Annotated in this window: 20 protein-coding genes; 16 read left to right on the forward strand and 4 right to left on the reverse strand. The window is 61.6% G+C overall.

The window, feature by feature from the left end; all coding sequences use genetic code 11:
- From JJE47_11990 to JJE47_12010, 5 genes are all read left to right on the forward strand, one after another.
- Positions 1-272 (forward strand): hypothetical protein (locus JJE47_11990; GenBank protein ID MBK5268143.1); only part of this gene is annotated, 272 nt, incomplete at its 5' end.
- Positions 269-1,330: a V-type ATPase subunit gene (locus tag JJE47_11995; protein ID MBK5268144.1), complete on the forward strand. Its 1,062-nt coding sequence runs from the start codon at positions 269-271 to the stop codon at positions 1,328-1,330. The genes JJE47_11990 and JJE47_11995, both read left to right, overlap by 4 nt.
- Positions 1,327-1,677: a V-type ATP synthase subunit F gene (locus JJE47_12000; protein MBK5268145.1), complete on the forward strand. Its 351-nt coding sequence runs from the start codon at positions 1,327-1,329 to the stop codon at positions 1,675-1,677. The genes JJE47_11995 and JJE47_12000 overlap by 4 nt, the downstream gene beginning before the upstream one ends.
- Positions 1,674-3,449: a V-type ATP synthase subunit A gene (locus JJE47_12005; protein ID MBK5268146.1), complete on the forward strand. Its 1,776-nt coding sequence runs from the start codon at positions 1,674-1,676 to the stop codon at positions 3,447-3,449. Before JJE47_12000 ends, JJE47_12005 begins: the two co-directional genes overlap by 4 nt.
- Complete coding sequence (locus tag JJE47_12010; protein MBK5268147.1) at positions 3,446-4,876, forward strand: V-type ATP synthase subunit B; 1,431 nt, start codon at positions 3,446-3,448, stop codon at positions 4,874-4,876. Before JJE47_12005 ends, JJE47_12010 begins: the two co-directional genes overlap by 4 nt.
- 12 nt (positions 4,877-4,888) lie before the next feature.
- On the opposite strand, the gene JJE47_12015 is transcribed toward JJE47_12010, so the two are convergent.
- Genes JJE47_12015 through JJE47_12025 form a run of 3 tightly spaced genes read right to left on the reverse strand, consistent with a single transcriptional unit; the run spans position 4,889 to position 7,256 of the window.
- Positions 4,889-5,731 (reverse strand): sulfurtransferase, encoded by an 843-nt coding sequence (locus JJE47_12015; GenBank protein MBK5268148.1) that lies wholly within the window; start codon positions 5,729-5,731, stop codon positions 4,889-4,891.
- Entirely contained in the window at positions 5,728-6,126 is a 399-nt protein-coding gene (locus JJE47_12020) for an OsmC family protein (GenBank protein MBK5268149.1), read from the reverse strand. Before JJE47_12020 ends, JJE47_12015 begins: the two co-directional genes overlap by 4 nt.
- A 5-nt stretch (positions 6,127-6,131) precedes the next feature.
- Complete coding sequence (locus tag JJE47_12025; GenBank protein ID MBK5268150.1) at positions 6,132-7,256, reverse strand: threonine synthase; 1,125 nt, start codon at positions 7,254-7,256, stop codon at positions 6,132-6,134.
- 60 nt (positions 7,257-7,316) lie between these two features.
- On the opposite strand from JJE47_12025, the gene JJE47_12030 reads away from it, so the two are divergent.
- The 10 genes from JJE47_12030 (at position 7,317) to JJE47_12075 (ending at position 16,710) form a co-directional block, all read left to right on the forward strand.
- Positions 7,317-8,348 (forward strand): alcohol dehydrogenase catalytic domain-containing protein, encoded by a 1,032-nt coding sequence (locus JJE47_12030; GenBank protein ID MBK5268151.1) that lies wholly within the window; start codon positions 7,317-7,319, stop codon positions 8,346-8,348.
- Positions 8,349-8,445: 97 nt separating this feature from the next.
- Positions 8,446-9,393, forward strand: coding sequence for a C-terminal binding protein (locus tag JJE47_12035; GenBank protein MBK5268152.1), 948 nt, complete (start codon positions 8,446-8,448; stop codon positions 9,391-9,393).
- A complete protein-coding gene (locus tag JJE47_12040) occupies positions 9,390-10,142 on the forward strand; it encodes a creatininase family protein (GenBank protein MBK5268153.1) in 753 nt (250 codons plus the stop codon). The genes JJE47_12035 and JJE47_12040 overlap by 4 nt, the downstream gene beginning before the upstream one ends.
- On the forward strand, positions 10,139-10,501 hold the full coding sequence (locus tag JJE47_12045; protein MBK5268154.1) for a cupin domain-containing protein: 363 nt from the start codon (positions 10,139-10,141) through the stop codon (positions 10,499-10,501). Before JJE47_12040 ends, JJE47_12045 begins: the two co-directional genes overlap by 4 nt.
- Before the next feature lie 8 nt (positions 10,502-10,509).
- A complete protein-coding gene (locus tag JJE47_12050) occupies positions 10,510-11,565 on the forward strand; it encodes a Gfo/Idh/MocA family oxidoreductase (GenBank protein ID MBK5268155.1) in 1,056 nt (351 codons plus the stop codon).
- Complete coding sequence (locus JJE47_12055) at positions 11,565-12,446, forward strand: fumarylacetoacetate hydrolase family protein (protein ID MBK5268156.1); 882 nt, start codon at positions 11,565-11,567, stop codon at positions 12,444-12,446. Before JJE47_12050 ends, JJE47_12055 begins: the two co-directional genes overlap by 1 nt.
- An 11-nt stretch (positions 12,447-12,457) precedes the next feature.
- Positions 12,458-13,552 (forward strand): alpha/beta hydrolase, encoded by a 1,095-nt coding sequence (locus JJE47_12060; GenBank protein MBK5268157.1) that lies wholly within the window; start codon positions 12,458-12,460, stop codon positions 13,550-13,552.
- Positions 13,552-14,385, forward strand: coding sequence for a TIGR03560 family F420-dependent LLM class oxidoreductase (locus JJE47_12065; protein MBK5268158.1), 834 nt, complete (start codon positions 13,552-13,554; stop codon positions 14,383-14,385). Before JJE47_12060 ends, JJE47_12065 begins: the two co-directional genes overlap by 1 nt.
- 108 nt (positions 14,386-14,493) lie before the next feature.
- Positions 14,494-15,870: a nitronate monooxygenase gene (locus tag JJE47_12070; GenBank protein MBK5268159.1), complete on the forward strand. Its 1,377-nt coding sequence runs from the start codon at positions 14,494-14,496 to the stop codon at positions 15,868-15,870.
- Positions 15,871-15,969: 99 nt separating this feature from the next.
- The gene (locus tag JJE47_12075; protein ID MBK5268160.1) at positions 15,970-16,710 is read left to right on the forward strand and encodes a sulfite exporter TauE/SafE family protein; all 741 of its coding nucleotides are present in this window, start codon (positions 15,970-15,972) and stop codon (positions 16,708-16,710) included.
- Between the two features lie 151 nt (positions 16,711-16,861).
- Here the strand turns inward: JJE47_12075 and JJE47_12080 are convergent, their stop codons facing one another.
- The gene (locus JJE47_12080) at positions 16,862-17,557 is read right to left on the reverse strand and encodes a hypothetical protein (protein MBK5268161.1); all 696 of its coding nucleotides are present in this window, start codon (positions 17,555-17,557) and stop codon (positions 16,862-16,864) included.
- A gap of 62 nt (positions 17,558-17,619) precedes the next feature.
- Here JJE47_12080 and JJE47_12085 point away from each other — a divergent pair, with 62 nt between their 5' ends.
- Complete coding sequence (locus tag JJE47_12085; GenBank protein MBK5268162.1) at positions 17,620-18,405, forward strand: SDR family NAD(P)-dependent oxidoreductase; 786 nt, start codon at positions 17,620-17,622, stop codon at positions 18,403-18,405.
- The last annotated feature ends 28 nt before the right edge of the window (positions 18,406-18,433 follow it).

An 18,433-nucleotide genomic window follows, 5' to 3' on the forward strand; every position in this document is an offset into this window, starting at 1 on the left:
CCGAAGCGGTGGCAATCGTCGGTGACGACGATGCCACGGTTCTGGTACGGGAGGCTGACCGGCTTCTCATGAAGGAACTGATTGGGAATCGGGTCGACCCCGAGCGTGTGGAAGGTTCGTTGGTGTGCCTGGGGGGTGTCGACATCGAGGCCGAGGATGGTCGGGCGGTTCGCAATACTTTTGACTCCCGGCTGGCGCGATCCGAGCGAGAGCTCCGACACCTGGCCGTCCGATTGATTCCCGATCTGGCTAAGCGCGGAGCCGAATTGTGATCGGGTATGAGTACGGCAACACCCGCCTGCGGGTGCGAGCAGGCAGGCTCCTGGACGCGGATGGCTATCGCGGCTTGCTCAGCTCGGCCACACTCGACGGAATGCTCGGTGGTTTGGCCGGCGGTCCGTACGGTCGTGCGATTGAGAGTGCGCTTGGCCGATATCGTGGATTGCGTCGTCTTGATGAGGCGGTCCGGATTCACCTGAGCAGGCAACTTGCCGACGTTCTTGCCTTCTACTCGGGTGAAATTCGCGATCGCCTCCGGTTTTACGAGAGTCGCTGGGATGTTCGGAATATCCGCACCATTTTGCGGACCCTAAATCAGCCTGTCCATGGTGAGGCTCTCGGGCCATTCCTTGTGCCAGCGGGGAATCTTGATGAAGCCGCCCTCGGTGAATTGGCGAACCAAAAGGACGTTCGGGCAGCCGTGGACCTCTTGGCAGCTTGGCAGCTGCCTTCGCCGACGGTCATTCGTCGACTCCGCCACGCCATGCCCGGCTTTCTCCAGAATGGCGATATTGCGGTCCTGGAAGCTGCGCTTGATGGTGCCTTTGGTGACTCCATCGTGGACTTTGTCTCAGATGCCCGGTCGGCCGATTCGCTTGTGTCCCTACTCCATGAGGACGTAGACCGCCTCAACTTGATGGGCGCCTTGCGCCGCCACCAGGCCGGCCGGGAGGTGACGCTCGCCGACTCCTTCTTGGCAATGGCCGGCGGACGAGTGTCGGAACAAGTGTGGGCAGAGCTCGTTGAGCTCGACGATCGGGCTGAGGTCGCCGCGAAGCTGGATGGCTTGCTGCCCGTGACCTGGCGCGGACCCTTGGCCGCCTGGGTCGAGCACGGCGAACTCTGGGTGTTGGAACGGGAGCTCGATGATGCTGCGACCGAGGCCGGGATAGCCAGACTTCGACTCGGTGATCCGCTCGGTATCGATGTTCCGCTCGGCTTCATCATTCGAAAGGAAGCCGAAGCCAGGAACCTCCGGTTGGTGGGGCGCGCCATTGTTCATGATCTCGCAAGGGAAGATATGTTCGACCGCTTGGTAGGGGTGCGATGACCACCAGCCAGGCTCGCCTCGTTGTTGTCTGTCCGGACGATCTCGCCGGGGGATTCCGGCTGGCCGGAGCTGCTACCTCAGTCTCGGAGACACCTGACCAAGCTGAACAAGTGATCCGTCGGTTGCTCCTTGACGGCGAACGAGGAGTGATCGCGGTGTACGCGCCGCTGTTCGAGGGCCTCAGTGCTGATTTGAAACGGAGGCTGCAGGGGTCGGTTTCTCCGGTGGTCGTCGAGCTGCCGGTTGGGGCCGAGGTCGAGGGTGATGAGGCAAGGCGGGTTCGGCTTGCCGAACGGCTCCAGCGGGCCATCGGTTATCACATAACGTTCGGTGAGGATCAATCATGACGGTCCCGGTTTCAACAACACCTGCGGCGTGGGCGACCGGTCGGGTCGAGCGAGTCGCCGGGCCGGTGGTCGTGGCGACCGGCCTGGATCGTGCCCGTCTCTACAACGTGGTTCGGGTCGGACGCCGTCGCCTCATCGGAGAGGTAATTCGGCTGAGTGGAGACACCGCTGTAATACAGGTATACGAATCCACGGGGGGCCTGCAAGTCGGTTCCGAGGTCATTGACACCTGTGTCCCGCTCAGCGTTGAACTTGGTCCTGGCCTCCTCGGTCAGGTCTTCGACGGCGTTCAGCGGCCACTTCGCACTCTGGCCGCAGATGAGACCGGACCGTTCGGCCGACCCTTCCTGCGCCGTGGAATCGACGTTGTGGCGCTGGAACCGCGGGGCTGGGATGTAGCCATTACGGTGGAGGTTGGCGGCAGGGTCGAGCCGGGTGACATCGTCGCGACCGTGCAGGAGACTCCGGCGATCGAACACCGAATTCTGGTCCCTCCGGGAGTTTCCGGAATCGTGACGCGAGTGGCGGAGGGAGCGGTCAAGAGCACCGATCCGGTCATTTGGGTGGATGATGAACCCGTGCCGCTCACGACCAGGTGGCCGGTACGCCGAAGGCGCCCGGTCGCCACCAGGCTCGATCCTGACGCGCCACTGGTGACCGGCCAGCGGGTGGTAGACATGCTCTACCCCGTGGCCCGGGGGGGTAGCGCCGTGATCCCTGGCGGCTTCGGAACGGGCAAAACCGTGCATGAACAGACGCTCGCCAAGTGGTCGGACGCAGATGTGATCGTTTATGTCGGATGCGGAGAACGCGGCAACGAACTTGCGGAGGTGCTCGAAGAGTTCCCGACGCTCGTCGATCCGCGCACTGGCGCTTCGCTCATGGACCGGACCATCCTCATAGCGAACACTTCGAATATGCCGGTTGCTGCCCGCGAGGCGAGCATTTACACGGCCATCACCATTGCCGAGTATTACCGCGACCAGGGGTATGACGTCGCCGTCATGGCTGATTCGACCAGCCGATGGGGGGAAGCTTTGCGCGAGGTTTCGAGTCGGCTCGAGGAGATGCCGGGTGAAGAGGGCTACCCCGCCTACCTCCCGTCGCGGCTGGCTGAGTTCTACGAGCGAGCCGGGGCGGTCGTGGCGCTCGGTTCCCCCCGGCGCCAGGGGTCAGTGACGGTCGTCGGGGCGGTTTCACCGCCGGGCGGCGACTTTTCCGAGCCGGTCACCCAGTACAGCCTGCGCCTGGCAGGAACGTTCTGGGCGCTCGATCCAGATCTGGCTCGCCGTCGTCATTATCCCGCCATCCACTGGAACCGCAGCTACACCTTGTATGCCCTCGATGGCTGGTTCGACGACCACGTCAATCGGGACTGGTCAAGACATCGGGCCTGGGCCATGGAACTATTGGGTCGAGAAGAAGAGATTCTCAGCATTGTTCGTCTGCTTGGCTCGGATGTACTCGCTCCGGTCGAGCGGGTCACCTTCCGTATCGGCCATACGATCCGGGAGGACTTCCTTCAACAATCTGCCTTTGACGACATCGACGCGTATTGCCCCCTGCTCAAGCAGTACTGGATGCTGGCGGTGATACACCATGCCCACGATTTGCTGGTCGGGCTCGCCAATTCTCAGGATGCCGACCCTGATTCGCTGATGGCTGCTCCGGCGCTCGTCGAACTCAGCCGGATGAAATACTGGTCACCCGATTCTGCCGAAGCGGAGGCCATGTCACTTATCAACCGGCTCAACGAGGAGGTGGGGATATGAGCGACAAACTCAGCCTGCCCACCGTCGAACTCCGCACCGTTACCTACGTCTCAGGGCCGTTGTTGTTCATCGATCATGCCGGAGGCGTCCATGCCGAAGAGGTTGTTGACGTGGTCGCCCCTGACGGAGAGATTCGCTCGGGTCAGGTCCTTGAGGTCGATGGTGATCGGGCGGTGATTGAGGTCTATTCAGGGACCCGGGGGCTCGACCTGGCCACCACGCGCATCAGGTTGGGGGGAGACAGCTCCCGGCTGAGGGTGGGCCTTGATCTGCTCGGGCGGATGTTCGATGGGTCAGGGCGACCGATCGACGGTGGGCCGCCGATCATGCCGGAAGAGTTCTGGGACGTCAACGGCCTCCCCATCAATCCTGCTGCCCGCCGGTATCCGTCGGAATTCATCGAAACCGGCATCTCGACGATTGATGGTCTCAACACGCTCGCCAGAGGTCAGAAACTTCCGATCTTTTCAGGGTTCGGACTGCCGGCTGGTGAGTTGGCCGCCGATATCGCCACCCATGCCCGGGTACCCGGTGCCACGGACGACGAGTTTGTCGTCGTGTTCGCAGCCATGGGGACCACGGCTCGGGAGGCCAGCTTCTTTCGGAGGCATCTTGAGGAAGGGGGCCGACTCAACCAGACCGTCCTGTTCCTGAACCTGGCAGACGATCCGACCATCGAGCGGCTGCTGACGCCACGATTGGCACTTACGACGGCCGAGTTTCTGGCGTTTGAACGCGGCCTCCACGTTCTCGTGATTCTCACGGACGTCACCAACTATTGCGAAGCACTACGGGAGGTGGCTACCGCCCGGGAGGAGGTTCCGGGACGGCGAGGATATCCGGGGTACATGTACACCGACCTCGCCTCGATCTTTGAGCGAGCCGGCCGTCTGCACGACCGACCGGGATCGGTTACCCAGCTGGTCATTCTGTCGATGCCAGACGACGACATCACCCATCCCATTCCCGATCTGTCCGGCTACATCACCGAGGGCCAGATCGTTTTGTCGAGGGACCTGCACCGGCGCGGCGTGTTTCCCCCGGTCGATGTGCTCCCCAGCTTGAGTCGGCTTATGAACGCCTGTGTCGGCGAGGGAAAGACCCGGCCCGATCACCGTCCGGTCGCTGACCAGGTCTACTCGCTCTACGCCGAAGGGCGGGACCTGAGACGACTTATTGCGGTCGTCGGCGAGGGAAGCCTCAACGAGACCGATCGGAGGACCTTGAAGTTCGCCGATGAGTTCGAACGTCGGTTCGTCCACCAGCAGGAGCGCCGCGAACTCGACGAGACGCTGGACCTGGCCTGGGAGCTCCTGTCCGTCTTCCCGGAGGAAGAGCTCAAACGGATCCCGCCTGCCATCTTTGCCGCTCGAAGCGAGGCTTTCGCCAATCGAGTCTTGCCGGCCGGAGGCCAGTCCGAGACGTAGGGCCGGGCAGGGCTACCGTTCGACAGGAAAGCCGACGATGGATCCCCACTCCGTCCATGATCCGTCGTAGACCTTGACGTTCGATTGTCCGGCGATTCGTGTCATGGCGAACCAGGCCAGGGATGCGCGATGGGATAGTCGACAATAGGTCACCACTTCCTTGTCGGCCGTAGCCCCCTCTTTTTCGAATTCGGCGATCGTGTCAGCGGGAGATCTAAATGTCCCGTCTTCTTTGAGCAGGCGGTCCAGGTAGTACAGGTGCCTGGCGCCGGGGATCCGGCCTTTGCGCTCGGCCCCATAATCAAACGGTGAGGTGAGGGGCGAAACCCGCTCGCCGTGGTATTCCTCGGGTGATCGAACGTCGATGAGAACCCGTCCAGGATCATCGAGGTGAACGAGCACATCGTCGCGACCGACCAGCGACGTGGGATCGGCAGTGCCCGGTGTGACGCGGCCCGCCAGGGGTTGGGGAGGGATGTCAGTAGTCGTGGGGCGACCTGATTCGATCCAACTGGCACTGCCACCGTCAAGCACGGTCACCAGGTGCTCAAGTCCCGCCATGGTGATGGTCCAGTAGGCGTAGGTTGCAAACTGGATCGTGTCACCGATCAGCACAACGGTCGACTCGTCCGTTACCCCGTAGGCGGCCAACCGGTCGGCCATGGTTTGCGGATCGGCGAACGCGCGGTCGGTGTCATGCCAGCAGAACTCCTTCCACTGAACGTAGTGAGCCCCCGGAGCGTGGGCTTGGAAGTAAGAAGCTCTGGCCGGTTCGTAGAACGAAACCTCAAGGATTACGACGTTGGGATCCCCAAGATGGGCCTCCAGCCAGTTGCCGTCAACCAGCGGGGTCATAGGCTTCGCCTCAGGTCGAAGGTCAGATCGGGTGAGTCCGCCAGCGTGTTGCCGATCTTGCATTTCGAAGCTACTCGTTTGAGTGATTCGAGCTGTCGGTCTGTCACATCGCCTCCGACGAACATCGTCATATTGATCCTTCCGATCCTTTTGGGTGGACTTGCCACCTCGTCTTCGAGCACCATGCGTACATCGCCTACCGCTATGCCCTGATCGGCCGCGAAGCTCAACATGGTCCCAACCATGCACCCTCCAAGGGCGGCCAGGACCAGTTCGGTTGGTCGCCATCCGTCACCTGGTCCGCCGTCAGCGCTCAGGTCATCGATGATTATCCGACCATCGGCTCCGGTCACTTCTAGACGCTTGCCGTGTACCCGGGTGACTTCTACATGCATCGTTCCTACCGGTACTTGAGGCCGGTGCCGGTGTTGAACAGCACCACCCGGTCGTCGGCGGTAAGCCAGTTTTGTTTCTGAAGCTGCAGGTACGCTGCCCAGACGGCGCCCCCCTCCGGGCAGATATCGATCCCGGTGGCCGCGGCCAACGCCGAAGTTTGTGCCTTCATGTCTTCTTCCGGAACGGCGACGGCCGTTCCATTGGTTTCTCGCAATGCCTGCAAACAGATAAAGCCACCGATCGGGCCTGGCACACGCAACCCGTACGCCGACGTCACTGCGTTCGGCCACGGTTCGGTGTATTTGGCGCCCGATTCGAACGCCTTCACGACCGGAGCGCAACCGGCAGTTTGCACGGACACCAACCGGGGCCGTTCCGGCCCGATCCATCCCATCGACTCCATCTCATTCCAGGCTTTCCACATGCCAACCAGTCCGGTTCCGCCCCCGGTCGGGTAAATGACCACTTCGGGCAAGGACCCGTCGAACTGCTCGTACAACTCGTAGCCCATCGTCTTTTTTCCTTCGACGCGATACGGCTCTTTGAGCGTGGAGATATCGAAGTCGGTCGGGTGACGATTCTCGGCGAGGAAGCGTCCGGCATCGGAAATCGTCCCGTCGACGAGGTGGACCTTGGCTCCGTAGTGGTTGCACTCGTCGATGAAGGCTCGGGGCGTGTCCGCCGGCATGGCAACCACCACGCCCACCCCGGCGGCTGCGCCGTACGCCGCCAACGCACCGGCGGCGTTCCCTGCCGAAGGGGCCACCAGGCGACCGGCTCCGAGCGCAACGGCGGCTGATACTGCCATGGACATGCCACGTGATTTGAACGACCCGGTCGGGTTGCGCGATTCGTCCTTCACCCAGACATTGTCGGCTACTTCAAGAATCGGGGTCCAGCCCTCCACCAGGGTGATGGCGTCTTCGGGACGGATCGGCAGGGCTGCGCCATAGCGCCACATGGATTGGATAGTCGGGTCGATGACCTCGGCAGGCGTCATTGTGCCGAGATCAAGGTCTACTCGCAGCGGCATGCCGCAGATGGAGCAGACAGTCGAGAGTCGATGGGCGTCCTGCTCATTGCCGCAGTCGAAACAGGTAAGGGTTTTAACAGAAGGTGCAAGTGACATGGTTGTCAACCTAATCGCCCCAAAGCGGCGCGATGTCATTGGCGGAGGTACGATCGACCGATGTCGACGATGCGTGCAATGGTGATAGAAGAGTTCGGCGGACCGATGGTCCTGCGAGAGGTTCCCATTCCGGAACCAGGTCCTGGACAAGTCCTTGTGAGGGTGCGGGCCTGTGCGGTCGACCGTTTCGATGTGGCGATTCGCAAAGGCTTGCGGGAGCGGGCCGGCCTGCCCCACATTCTTGGTCATGAAATTGCCGGCGAGGTGGCGGTCCCGGGCGAAGGAGTGTCGGGTTGGTCGGCCGGAGATCGAGTGGCAGCCACGTTGTACCTCGTGTGTGGCGTATGCCGTTGGTGTCGGTCTGGCCGGGAAACCATTTGCGAGAATTTCGGCGGCCACGTAGGTGTGGCGACTCCGGGCGGCTACGCCGAGTACGTTGTTCTGCCTGCCCGGAATCTGGTGACCCTGCCCGAGAGCATCGGGTTTGCGGCTGGTTCCATATTGGCCAACGCCATCGGGACCCCGTATCACGCGCTCAAATATCGAATGAAGCTCATGCCAGGGGAGCGACTCATCGTAACCGGGGCCGGGGGTGGCGTGGGTTTGCATGCGGTCCAAATCGGCGTGATGCTCGGCGCCGAAGTCATGGCCGTCGATCTTGGACAGGCCAAACTGACTGCCGCCAGCAAGATGGGGGCCGCCGAAGTTGTGGATCCCCGGATCAGACCGATCGATGCTGCCGCCAAGCGGTGGTCTTCTGACGCGGGAGTTGACGGCGTTCTTGAACTGGTTGGACCGGCCACCATGCCCAAGACGCTGGCGTCGTTGGCCAAAGGCGGACGGATGGTCATCGTTGGCTCGCACACCGGTGCCCAGTGGACCATCGATCCCGGCGACCTCTACAGGAACGAATGGGAGATCATGGGCTCTCGTAACGTCTCCGCCGCCGAGCTGGCCGAGGTGATCGAGCTGGTGGCAGCCGGCTCGCTGACGCCGATCATTTCTGGCTCGTTCCCCCTTGAGTCGGCCGAACAGCTCCAGAAGAACGTGGTTGACGGTAAAGTAATTGGACGCGAGGTACTTCTTCCATAGGCCGATCGAGAAGATCTGGTCGTTCGTTCTGCTTTGAAACAAACCCTGGATTTGTTGCCCTAATCGCTGTGCTGCAATCGATTGCAGTGATAGGGTCATGACAATGTTCACCGTTGCGTTAGTCGGAACTCGTTATCCCGATCTCTCGATCGAACGAGAGATCCTCGAAGGGGTATCCATCGTTGTCGGGTCGGGGGACACCCCCCACGACATCGTCGAGGTTACCGACGGGGTCGACGTCGTGATCGCCGGCTCCCGGCCCAAGTTCACTGCCGGGGTTCTCGAACGTATGACGTCGAGGGCCATCGTCAGGTCGGGCATCGGGGTCGATTCGGTCGATCTCGATCACGCCAGGCGGTTGGGCTTCTGGGTCGTCAACGTACCGGACTACGGGACGGAGGCCGTGGCGTTTCATACCCTTTCCTTGATACTCGGAGCGATGCGCCGCTTGCCGCAATCTGATCGACTGGTCAAGCTTGGTAAGTGGGGTTTCTCCGAGTTGCGTCCCATGCATCTGCCTTCGGCCCTGACCGCAGGAGTGGTAGGCCATGGACGGATTGGCCGGCGGGTTACCGAGCAACTTCAGGCGGTTGGTTTTGGCGCAGTCATTGGCCATGATCCATTTGTGACGGGAATGGACACCGAATTGGGCGATCTCCTCGAGATGTCCGACATCGTGACTCTGCACGCCCCTGGTCCGTCGGACGGTTCCCCGCTCCTCGGTCCGAGCGAAATTGGACGGATGAAGCCGGGCTCGATTCTTGTCAACACCGCCCGGGGGTCGCTCATCGACGCCCCCGCGTTGGCAGCTGGAATGGCAGAGGGTCGTCCCCGGATTGCGGCGCTCGATGTGTTCGCACCCGAACCGCCCAATCTGTCGGTATTTGCCGCCGTCAAGGACCAGCTCATCCTTTCCCCACATACTGCCTGGTACACCGAGGAGACCGAGACCGAACTGCGCGTAAAGTCCGCGTGGGAAGCCCGGCGCATCCTGGAAGGTACCGAACCCCTACACCCCATCGTTCGACCCGAGGAGGCGTCATGACCAGTTCCATCTATGACCTTGTTAGCCCGGAAGTGGCATCTGTGATCGCCGACTCGAAGACGGCGGTCATCCCGTTCGGGAGCGTCGAGCAGCACGGTCCCCACCTACCGTGCGGCACCGATACGATGGCCGCAGAGGTAGTTGCGCGAACCCTGGCCGATCGCCTTGGGGCGCTCTTTGTCCCGTTCGGTCCGTATGGCGTAACGCCGATCCATGCCGGACATCCCGGGACGATCAACCTTCGACGCTCGACCTTTGAAGCCCTCCTCACCGATATCTGCGAGGAACTCATCGACATGGGGGTGACCCGGTTGGTCTTCGTGAATTGGCATGAGGGCAACATCGCCTCGATGGATGGAGTTGCCACCGAAGTCCAGGATCGGCATCCCGGTGTGTACGTCGTCACCTCACATGCTTGTTACGCCGCCCAGCGGATCTATGCCGCCAGTGGCGGAGAGTTGACCCATGGTGGGGGCATCGAGGTTCTGGCCGTCATGGCCCACGATCCATCCCTTGTACACGTCGATCGAGCGGGCGAAGCCACCCGGCCCGATCACGCTATCGCCCTAGATGAGATGCGGCGCAGCCCCGAAACCCACGGCTACATCACCGATGTCACCGAGATCGATGCCGATGGTTGGTACGGCAATCCCACCTGGGCGGCCCTCGATATGGCAGGGAGTTTCGCCGCAACCGTCGCCGACGACGTTGCCAAACGTGTCACGGAGATATTCGAGCTCCGGGCATGACGGTGATCGGTCGGCCAGAGTTGGAATTCATCGACCTGCCTGGTCGTCGGTCGGCCGATCCCCTGGAAGCTGAAGCTTCGGCGTCGAGCTTAAGAGTCGTTCAGATGGAACGTACCGTCGGCCGAACCGCTCATCGGCATCCCCATTCCGAGGAGGTGGTGGTAGTTGCCGCCGGCCAAGGGCGAGCGTGGATTGATGGCGAATGGTTCCCGGTCGCCGCCGGCGATGTTGTGCTCATTCCCGCCGGAGTCGCCCACGCCACCGTTCCCGACGAAAACAGTCAGTTGGAACTCATTTGCTTCTTCCCTCACCCGAATCTCAGCAAGAACATTGAAGACACCACGACACAAGTCAGTTAGGAGACACGATGAGCGACAAGATCAGACTGGCCCAGGTCGGCCTCGGCCGATGGGCACGGGTTCTCGCCCGCGGGGCACAGCGGGGAGATTTGATCGACATCTACTCCTGCTTCTCCCGCTCGGAGGACAAGCGGCAAGCCTTCATGGACGAGTACGGAATCGAGCGATCGGCTTCGAGTTACGAGGAGTTGCTGGCTGATCCCGATGTCGAAGGCATCATGATCACCACTCCTAACGACACCCACCGTTCCCTGATCGTGCAGGCACTCGAAGCCGGCAAGCCGGTGTATACCGACAAGCCGGTTGCACAGACGCTCGAGGATGCTGCAGCTATTAAGGCTGCCGTAGATTTGTCAGGTCTTCCGTTCGCCGTCGGCCACAGTGCCCGCCGATTGTCGGGCAATCGACAGATGAAGAAGTGGATCGACGACGGCACCCTTGGTGGGGTGTCCATGGCCGAAGCCAACTTCTCCAATGAGCGCGGTCTTGAGCTGACTCCTCAGACGTGGCGCTGGTATCTGGACAAGACTCCGGGCGGGCCGCTCATCCAGCTCGGAGTGCATCACGCCGACAACCTTCAATACTTGCTCGGTCCGGTCGCGGCTGTCTCGGCCCATACTCGCAAGCTGTTCACGAAGTCGGAAGTACCGGACGCCACGATGGCGATCCTGGAATTCGAGTCGGGTGCGCTCGGATATCTCGGGTGCGGTTGGGCGTCCCCCGGCATCTACCAGATTCGACTTCAGGGTACCCAGCACAACCTCATGTACGACCTGGACTTCACCCATTGGGACGAAGCCCACGAAGCCGATGAGCACTCATCACTGGTGTCGCAGGCGTACGGGGATCAAGAGCGAAAGCCGGTCGACTTGCCGAAGACGGACATGTTCCGGGAGCAACTTGAGGAGTTCGGTCGTGCCTGTCGAGGCGAGGCGACGGTTGAAGTTGGCGTCGATGAAGCCATCCGGGCGCTGTCGGTGGTGCACTGCGCCATCGAGTCAAACGCCCAGGGCGGAAAAGCCATCGAGGTGAAGCCGTACCTCGAAAGCTTCGGTATTTCCTGATGCGCCTTGCCACGGTCTTGTACGAGGGTGAGTCGCTGCCGGCGGTCGTTGGAGGTGGGGACGCCATCCGCCTGGTCAGAGACCTGGTTGGTGACGCGCCGGCCAGCATGATCGATCTGATCGCGGCCGGGCCGGAATTCCTCGCCGGGTTGGTCGGCCCCGACTGTGACCCGGTTACGGGAGCAGAGTTGCTCGCTCCAATTCCGCGGCCGAGTCGATGCGTGTTCTGTGTTGGCTGGAACTATCTCGAACACTTCGAGGAAGGTAAAGGCAAGCGCGGCGGCAACTATGACCCGCCCGATATCCCCGACTATCCAACGTTGTTCTCGAAACCTCCGACGAGCGTCGTCGGACCCGGCGGCGGTGTGTTTCATCCGGGCCCGGTTAGTGAGCAGCTCGACTGGGAGGTCGAGTTGGCGGTCATCATTGGCAAGGGTGGGCGCAATATCACTCAGGCCGATGCCATGTCCCATGTGTTTGGATACACCATTGCCAATGATGTATCGGTCCGCGACCTGCAAAGACGGCACGGAGCGCAGTGGTTCAAAGGTAAGGGTCTCGACACCCATTGCCCGCTCGGGCCCTGGATCGTCACCGCTGATGAGATCCCCGATCCGTACGCCCTTCACCTGGAACTCTCTGTGAACGGTGACGTGAAGCAGTCCGACCCCACCTCGCTGATGGTCTTCAAACTGCCCCGAATCATCGAGGAGTTTTCGTTGGGCATGGCGCTTGAGCCGGGCGACGTGATCCTGAGTGGAACGCCATCGGGGATCGGGTACGCCCGCAAACCGCCACAATTTCTGAAGGTGGGTGACGAGATGGTGGCCTCGATAAGCGGCATCGGTACTCTGACCAATCCCATAATCCCAATGCCCTAGGAGACCTTGCGATGAGCACGCTCGCCGACGCCTTAACCCATCGAGATCCGGTAGTTCGGGAGGTCCTGGAAACATGGCTTCCCCGGTTCCTGAGGGGTGGCATCACCGTGGGAGACCTAGTCTCCACCGTCGATCGCATCGACACCTGGGATGACTGGGTGGTGGAGTGGATGAACACTGCGGCCGTTCACGAAGCCCTCGCCAAACACGCCGAAAGCGATGGCCGTCAGTTGGCGGCAACGGCAGCCTGGATGGATGCCTTCCGATGCCATCATCTCGCCTACTTCGTGTCGACCCGCGACGAAGAACTGCACAGCCGCGGACTGGCGAATATGCTCCGATGCCACGACCACGCCCTCCCACGGCTGGAACCGGCGGTCGAGAAGGTGGACATCCCCGGCGTGGCGGGTGCGCCGAGGATGGTCGGGTTGTTGAGCCTCCCGAACGTTGATCGACCGCCTGTGGTCATTGTCCTTCCCGGATTGGATTCGACCAAGGAAACCCGCCACCAATCACGGGGCGCTTGGTTGCGTCGCGGAGTAGCCGTGTTGTCCGTCGATGGACCAGGCCAAGGGGAAGCCAGTCAGTGGTCGACCATCCGACCCGACTACGAGGTGGCGATGCGTGGGGTGATCGACTGGATCGAAACCCGGCCAGACCTTGACGCCGGGCGGGTTGGCGTGTTCGGATCGAGCCTGGCCGGCTATTACGCACCGCGGGCGGCCGCCTTCGAACCTCGAATTATCGCCGCCTTTGGAAACTGTGGTCCCTACAACTGGGGGGAGTGTTTCGATTCGCTTCCCCAGGTGACAAAGGAGGCCTACACCCACTACAGCGGAGCCAAGAGCATGGATGAAGCCAGGGTGATGGCCGGGGACCTCTCGCTTGAGGGAATTGCTTCGCAGATCACCTGCCCGCTCCTCATCGTTCACGGTTCGGACGATCCTCTGATCCCATGGGAGCAGGGCAAACGGATCGCCGACGAAGGTGGTGGCGAGTTCCTGCTTATCGAAGGCGGAACCCACGGTGTTCAGAACATGCCGCACCTGTTCCAGTCATACGCCCTCGACTGGATGACCCGGCATCTTGGGGGAACGGTGAGCTGATGAAGTTCTCGTTCAAAACCTGGCCGCAGCAGATCGAGTGGCCAATGTTGAGGGATATCTGGATAGAGGCCGACCGGGGCGGGTTTTGGGATGGGGTGTGGCTGAATGACCATTTCTACCCGCCGAAGTCGCCGGCGGAAATGCCGATTCTTGAATCATGGAGTCTGCTCGCCGGCCTGGCGTGCCTTACCGATCGTCTGCGCTTCGGCAACATGGTCACCGCCAACACCTTTCGTCATCCCGCCGTCGTTGCCAAGATGGCGGCCACCATCGACCATATGTCGGCGGGACGACTCGACATCGGTATTGGGACCGGCTGGCACGAAGGTGAACACCTCGCCTATGGCATTGCGCTGCCATCGTTGACCGATCGGTTCGACATGCTCGACGAGACGTTCACCGTCATTGATGGTCTCATGACGAATGAAGTCTTCTCGTTTGAGGGAAAACACCATCGCATCCAGGAGGCCCGCTTCGAGCCAAAGCCGATCCAGAAGCCCCGCCCCCCGTTCGTCGTCGGGGGCGGAGGCATGAACCGAACGCTACCGCTCGCCGCCAAGTGGGCTGATCATTGGAATTTCCCTGACTTTGATCGCGACCTCGACGCCTTCGCGGTTCGCGTGAAGCGTCTCCGATCATTGTGCCTGGAGATCGGACGGGATCCTGCCGAGATCGAAATCTCCGCTCAGTTCCGGTATGACAATCTGGCTGAAATTCCCGAGCTCATCGAAGGGTATCGTTCGGCCGGGGCCGACCAGATTCTCGTGAGTTTCTCACCACCGGGCGATCCTGTTTTACCGGTACTCGTTGCCGACTTCCTTGGCGGCCTCTGATGTGCGCCACGTGGATAGGCCCGTGAAGTTCGATTCACCATTACCAATCGCTGCACTTGCGTCTATTCTGTGACTGTGGCCAATCTTCCGATCGTAATTCAAGGTGGTATGGGTGTCGGTGTTTCCGGCTGGCGCCTTGCCAATGCGGTGTCCTCCTGCGGTCAGCTTGGCGTTGTTTCCGGGACTGCCCTCGACGCCGTGCTCGTTCGCCGGCTTCAGTTGGGCGATGTTGGCGGCCACGTTCGGAGGGCGCTCAAGGCGTTTCCTCTGCCAGACGCTGCCGAACGAATTCTCGAAAAGTACTTTGTCGATGGGGGCAAATCTGCCGATCGACCGCACCGCGGCAAGCCGATGGCCACCGTCAACCGGATCCGGAGCGCCCTGGAGCTTGTTACGGCAGCCAACTTTGTTGAGGTATTCCTCGCCAAGGAAGGTCACGAAAATCCGGTGGGCATCAACTACCTGGAGAAAATCCAGGTAGAAACCCTGGGTTCGATCTACGGTGCGATGTTGGCTGGAGTCGATTATGTACTCATGGGCGCCGGCATTCCCAAGGCGATTCCGGCAGTTTTGAGTCGCTTTTCGAATGGTGAGGCGTCAGACCTGGCCCTGGACGTGAAGGACGCCACCAAGAAACACTTCACTCGATTCGATCCGCGATCGTTCTTCGAGCATGATCCGCCCCGGCTCAAGCGGCCCGGGTTTCTCGCCATTGTGGCGTCCCATGTCCTGGCCACGATGCTCTCGCGTGCGGAGGTTCCGCCGGACGGTTTTGTCGTCGAGGGACCGACCGCCGGCGGGCACAATGCGCCGCCCCGGGCGAAGGGAAAGACCGAAACGGGCGAGCCGCTGTACGGACCCCGCGATGAGGTCGACCTCGCTGTGCTGTCTGCGATCGGCAAGCCGTTCTGGTTGGCTGGCTCGCAAGCGTCTCCTGAGGCAGTCAGGGATGCGTTGGCGGTCGGGGCAGCCGGGGTTCAGGTGGGTACCGCGTTCGCATTCTGTGAGGAATCCGACATGCGGGAGGACCTGAAGGCTGATGTTCTCAAGGGCAGTGCGCGCGGCGAGGTGACGGTTTTCACAGACCCCGATGCGTCGCCTACTGGCTTCCCCTTCAAGATCATTCTGATGGAAGGGACCCTGTCCGATCGCGTGATGTACGAGAAGCGTGAGCGGATTTGTGACCTCGGATATCTTCGGTCTCCGTACGAGACGCCCGAAGGAAAAGTGAAGTGGCGATGCCCTGCCGAACCGGTCGTCGACTTTGTCAAGAAAGGTGGGACGGTCGAGGAGGCCAATAACCGCCAGTGTTTGTGCAACGCCCTGATGGCCAATATCGGTCTCGCTCAACTCCATGACGGCCAGGAGCAGGAAGTTCTCGTCACAGCCGGCGATGATGCCGCCAACGTCGCCCGTTTCTTGGCGCCGGGTCACGAAACCTATTCGGCGGCCGATGTGATCGCCAACCTGCTCGAGAAGGTCTGACCGACGGTTCCGTCGCCTGCCTGGGGATCAGGTCGGCCGACAACCGATCACATCATGGACGCTGACCGCCCGCCCAATTGTCCGAATCGGACGACCTAGATGTCGGTCGAGCTCGTTCTCATTCTCGTAGTTGTTTCCTTCGCCTTCTGGGTGAAGGGGGTCGCCGGATTCGGTGGTCCGCTCATCGCCATTCCGCTCCTGGCGCCGTTTCTCGGGGTCGAAGCGGCTGTCGTGGCGGTGGTGATTCCGAATCTGGTCGCCAATCTGATGATGCTGTGGACCAACCGTCATGCGGCCGCTCCCAACCGCAAGCTGCTGGTGAGGTTGATCGGAGCTGGTGCCATCGGCGCCATTGGGGGAACCGTTCTCTTGACGCGCCTTGACGATCGAATTCTGTCGGTCGTGCTCGCGGCGACCGTGCTGATGTACATCGTGGCATCGCTCGCCCACCCCCAGTTCCGTATGTCTCGCGACGTTGGGATGAAACTGGCCGCCCCGGTCGGCCTGGTCGGTGGCGTACTGCATGGTGCGACTGGCAACTCTGGAACCGTGTTCGGCAGTTTTTACCACAGTCTGAATCTCCCGAGAGACGAGTTTGTGTTCGCCCTGACGGTTACGTTCCTCGGATTCGGCTCCCTACAGATTGCCACCCTCGCCCAACTGGGGCGATTTTCCGGTCCTCCGCTTATCCGGGCGTTGATTGCCATACTCCCGGTATTGGTAGTCGTTCCGCTGGGCGAAGCTGTGTCGCGCCGTCTGAATGCCAACGTGTTCGGGCGGGTCGTTCTTGCCCTGTTGGCCTTTTCGGCCGTCGCGTTGGTCGTCGGCGCGGTCTCCTAACGCGCGAACTCAGGGTCTGATGTGGTCGGGCGGGGCCTCGAGGTGGACCAGTACCTGGGGGAGCTCCTCGCGGCAACGGCCTCCCAAGCTGCGCCCGCCACCGAGTTGGTCTCGTGTTCGATCGCCGCTCGGGCGTGTTGGCCATCTTCGGTTATGTTGCCATCAGGGTCGAGCAAACCCCGGCTGACCAATCCGTCAAGCGGATGGTCGTGATGGCTGCCTTCCAATTGTCGCCAGACTGCGTCGAGTCGGGCTGCCTCGCCGGCTGATAACCCTGCCGCGTCGAGAACCACGCTGTGGGAATCGGCCCGAAGGTATCCAAGGCGGTGAGAAGGTGGTGGACGAGAAATGGCCCCGAGTTGTCCGGGCGGGGGAGGTTGGCCCACGCCCTGGCGAGGGTGAAGCTCGGGCCGGGATACCGCTTCGGCATTCCATCCACCGCAGCCCGCAGGGGGTTCGCCAGCGGCGAGATACCTGATTGGTCGCCCCACATCTCGTCGATCAGGCTTGCTTGGAGCGCGGTGAGTCGGCTTGACAGCTCAAGGCACCGGTCACTGGGGGTCAGGGAATCGTCGATCAATCCTTCACCGATGGCGTCGCGTAGGTTGTCCTCGAGTGTGGCGGGTAATGCGTATCGGTGGAGGCGTTCGAGCAACGCCAGGCTCTGGGTACCGGCCAGGAAGAAGGGTCGCATGTTGATGAGCAGGCCGGATCGAGCTAGTCCGGTGTCCGCGCGCCACTGGTCGACCGCGTCTCCATGCAAGGTTCGCATTAGTCGGTGAACCGCCAGTACCAGCCGGTCAACGTGCGGTGCAACATCGGTTGCGAACTGCGACAAAGGGTGCATGATCTCATCCTGCCAACGAGCCTCGCGCTTGATTAGGCTCGGTGGATCGAGGAGGAGTCACCATGGGTAAGTTGAGCGGTCAAGTGGCAGTGGTTACCGGAGGCAGTAAGGGGATCGGAAGGGCTATAGCGGGGGCATTGGCCGAGGAAGGCGCCGACTTCGTTTTGGCTGCTCGAACCGGGGTCGATCTTGAGCGGGCCGCCAGGGAGATTCAGGATGATTCCGGCCGCCGCGCCATCGTCGTGGCGGGCGACTTGCGTACGGTCGAAGGCTGCCAGCAGCTTCATGCCGGAGCCCTGGAAGCTTTCGGTCGGGTTGATATCCTTGTGAATTCCGCCGGGGCCACGAAGGCCGGCCCGTTTCTCGGTCTCGATGATGAGGCCTGGTTGGACGGATTCGCCCTGAAGTTCCATGCTGCCGTCCGTCTTTCGCGGCTGTTCTGGCCCAACCTCGTCGAGTCGAATGGCACGGTGATCAACATCGTTGGGGGCTTGGCCAGAACGCCGACTCCCGATGTCATGATCGGCGGAGCCGTCAATGCGGCCTTTGCCAATTTCTCGAAGGCGCTCGCTGGCCAAGGGTTGCGCGACGATGTCAATGTGAACACGATTCACCCTGGTCAGACCCGTACGGAACGTCATCGGACCCTTATGGCCAGCCGGGCTGAGGCAGCCGGAGTTACACCGGATGAGTTCGAACGGTCGCTTCTCCAGAAGCAAGGGATTCGGCGGTTCGCCAACCCCGAGGACGTCGCCAATCTGGCGGTGTTTCTTTGCCTGCCAGAGTCCCGCCACATTCAGGGAACGTCCATCTCGCTCGATGGCGGTGGCACGGCGGGACTCTTCTAACTTGCGTCGACAAAGAGATGGGGTTGGA

This window comes from Acidimicrobiia bacterium, from assembly GCA_016650365.1.
Taxonomy (GTDB): domain Bacteria; phylum Actinomycetota; class Acidimicrobiia; order Spongiisociales; family JAENVV01; genus JAENVV01.

What these genes read in the sequence shown, in the direction of transcription:
- JJE47_12035 (MBK5268152.1), top strand. Translation starts at nt 8,446, where the DNA reads ATGACAATGTTCACCGTTGCGTTAGTCGGAACTCGTTATCCCGATCTC.
- JJE47_12020 (MBK5268149.1), bottom strand. Translation starts at nt 6,126, where the DNA reads ATGCATGTAGAAGTCACCCGGGTACACGGCAAGCGTCTAGAAGTGACC.
- JJE47_12075 (MBK5268160.1), top strand. Translation starts at nt 15,970, where the DNA reads ATGTCGGTCGAGCTCGTTCTCATTCTCGTAGTTGTTTCCTTCGCCTTC.
- JJE47_12080 (MBK5268161.1), bottom strand. Translation starts at nt 17,557, where the DNA reads ATGCACCCTTTGTCGCAGTTCGCAACCGATGTTGCACCGCACGTTGAC.
- JJE47_12055 (MBK5268156.1), top strand. Translation starts at nt 11,565, where the DNA reads ATGCGCCTTGCCACGGTCTTGTACGAGGGTGAGTCGCTGCCGGCGGTC.
- JJE47_12005 (MBK5268146.1), top strand. Translation starts at nt 1,674, where the DNA reads ATGACGGTCCCGGTTTCAACAACACCTGCGGCGTGGGCGACCGGTCGG.
- JJE47_12030 (MBK5268151.1), top strand. Translation starts at nt 7,317, where the DNA reads ATGTCGACGATGCGTGCAATGGTGATAGAAGAGTTCGGCGGACCGATG.
- JJE47_12070 (MBK5268159.1), top strand. Translation starts at nt 14,494, where the DNA reads ATGGGTGTCGGTGTTTCCGGCTGGCGCCTTGCCAATGCGGTGTCCTCC.
- JJE47_12065 (MBK5268158.1), top strand. Translation starts at nt 13,552, where the DNA reads ATGAAGTTCTCGTTCAAAACCTGGCCGCAGCAGATCGAGTGGCCAATG.
- JJE47_12015 (MBK5268148.1), bottom strand. Translation starts at nt 5,731, where the DNA reads ATGACCCCGCTGGTTGACGGCAACTGGCTGGAGGCCCATCTTGGGGAT.
- JJE47_12040 (MBK5268153.1), top strand. Translation starts at nt 9,390, where the DNA reads ATGACCAGTTCCATCTATGACCTTGTTAGCCCGGAAGTGGCATCTGTG.
- JJE47_12000 (MBK5268145.1), top strand. Translation starts at nt 1,327, where the DNA reads ATGACCACCAGCCAGGCTCGCCTCGTTGTTGTCTGTCCGGACGATCTC.
- JJE47_12085 (MBK5268162.1), top strand. Translation starts at nt 17,620, where the DNA reads ATGGGTAAGTTGAGCGGTCAAGTGGCAGTGGTTACCGGAGGCAGTAAG.
- JJE47_12060 (MBK5268157.1), top strand. Translation starts at nt 12,458, where the DNA reads ATGAGCACGCTCGCCGACGCCTTAACCCATCGAGATCCGGTAGTTCGG.
- JJE47_12045 (MBK5268154.1), top strand. Translation starts at nt 10,139, where the DNA reads ATGACGGTGATCGGTCGGCCAGAGTTGGAATTCATCGACCTGCCTGGT.
- JJE47_12050 (MBK5268155.1), top strand. Translation starts at nt 10,510, where the DNA reads ATGAGCGACAAGATCAGACTGGCCCAGGTCGGCCTCGGCCGATGGGCA.
- JJE47_12010 (MBK5268147.1), top strand. Translation starts at nt 3,446, where the DNA reads ATGAGCGACAAACTCAGCCTGCCCACCGTCGAACTCCGCACCGTTACC.
- JJE47_12025 (MBK5268150.1), bottom strand. Translation starts at nt 7,256, where the DNA reads ATGTCACTTGCACCTTCTGTTAAAACCCTTACCTGTTTCGACTGCGGC.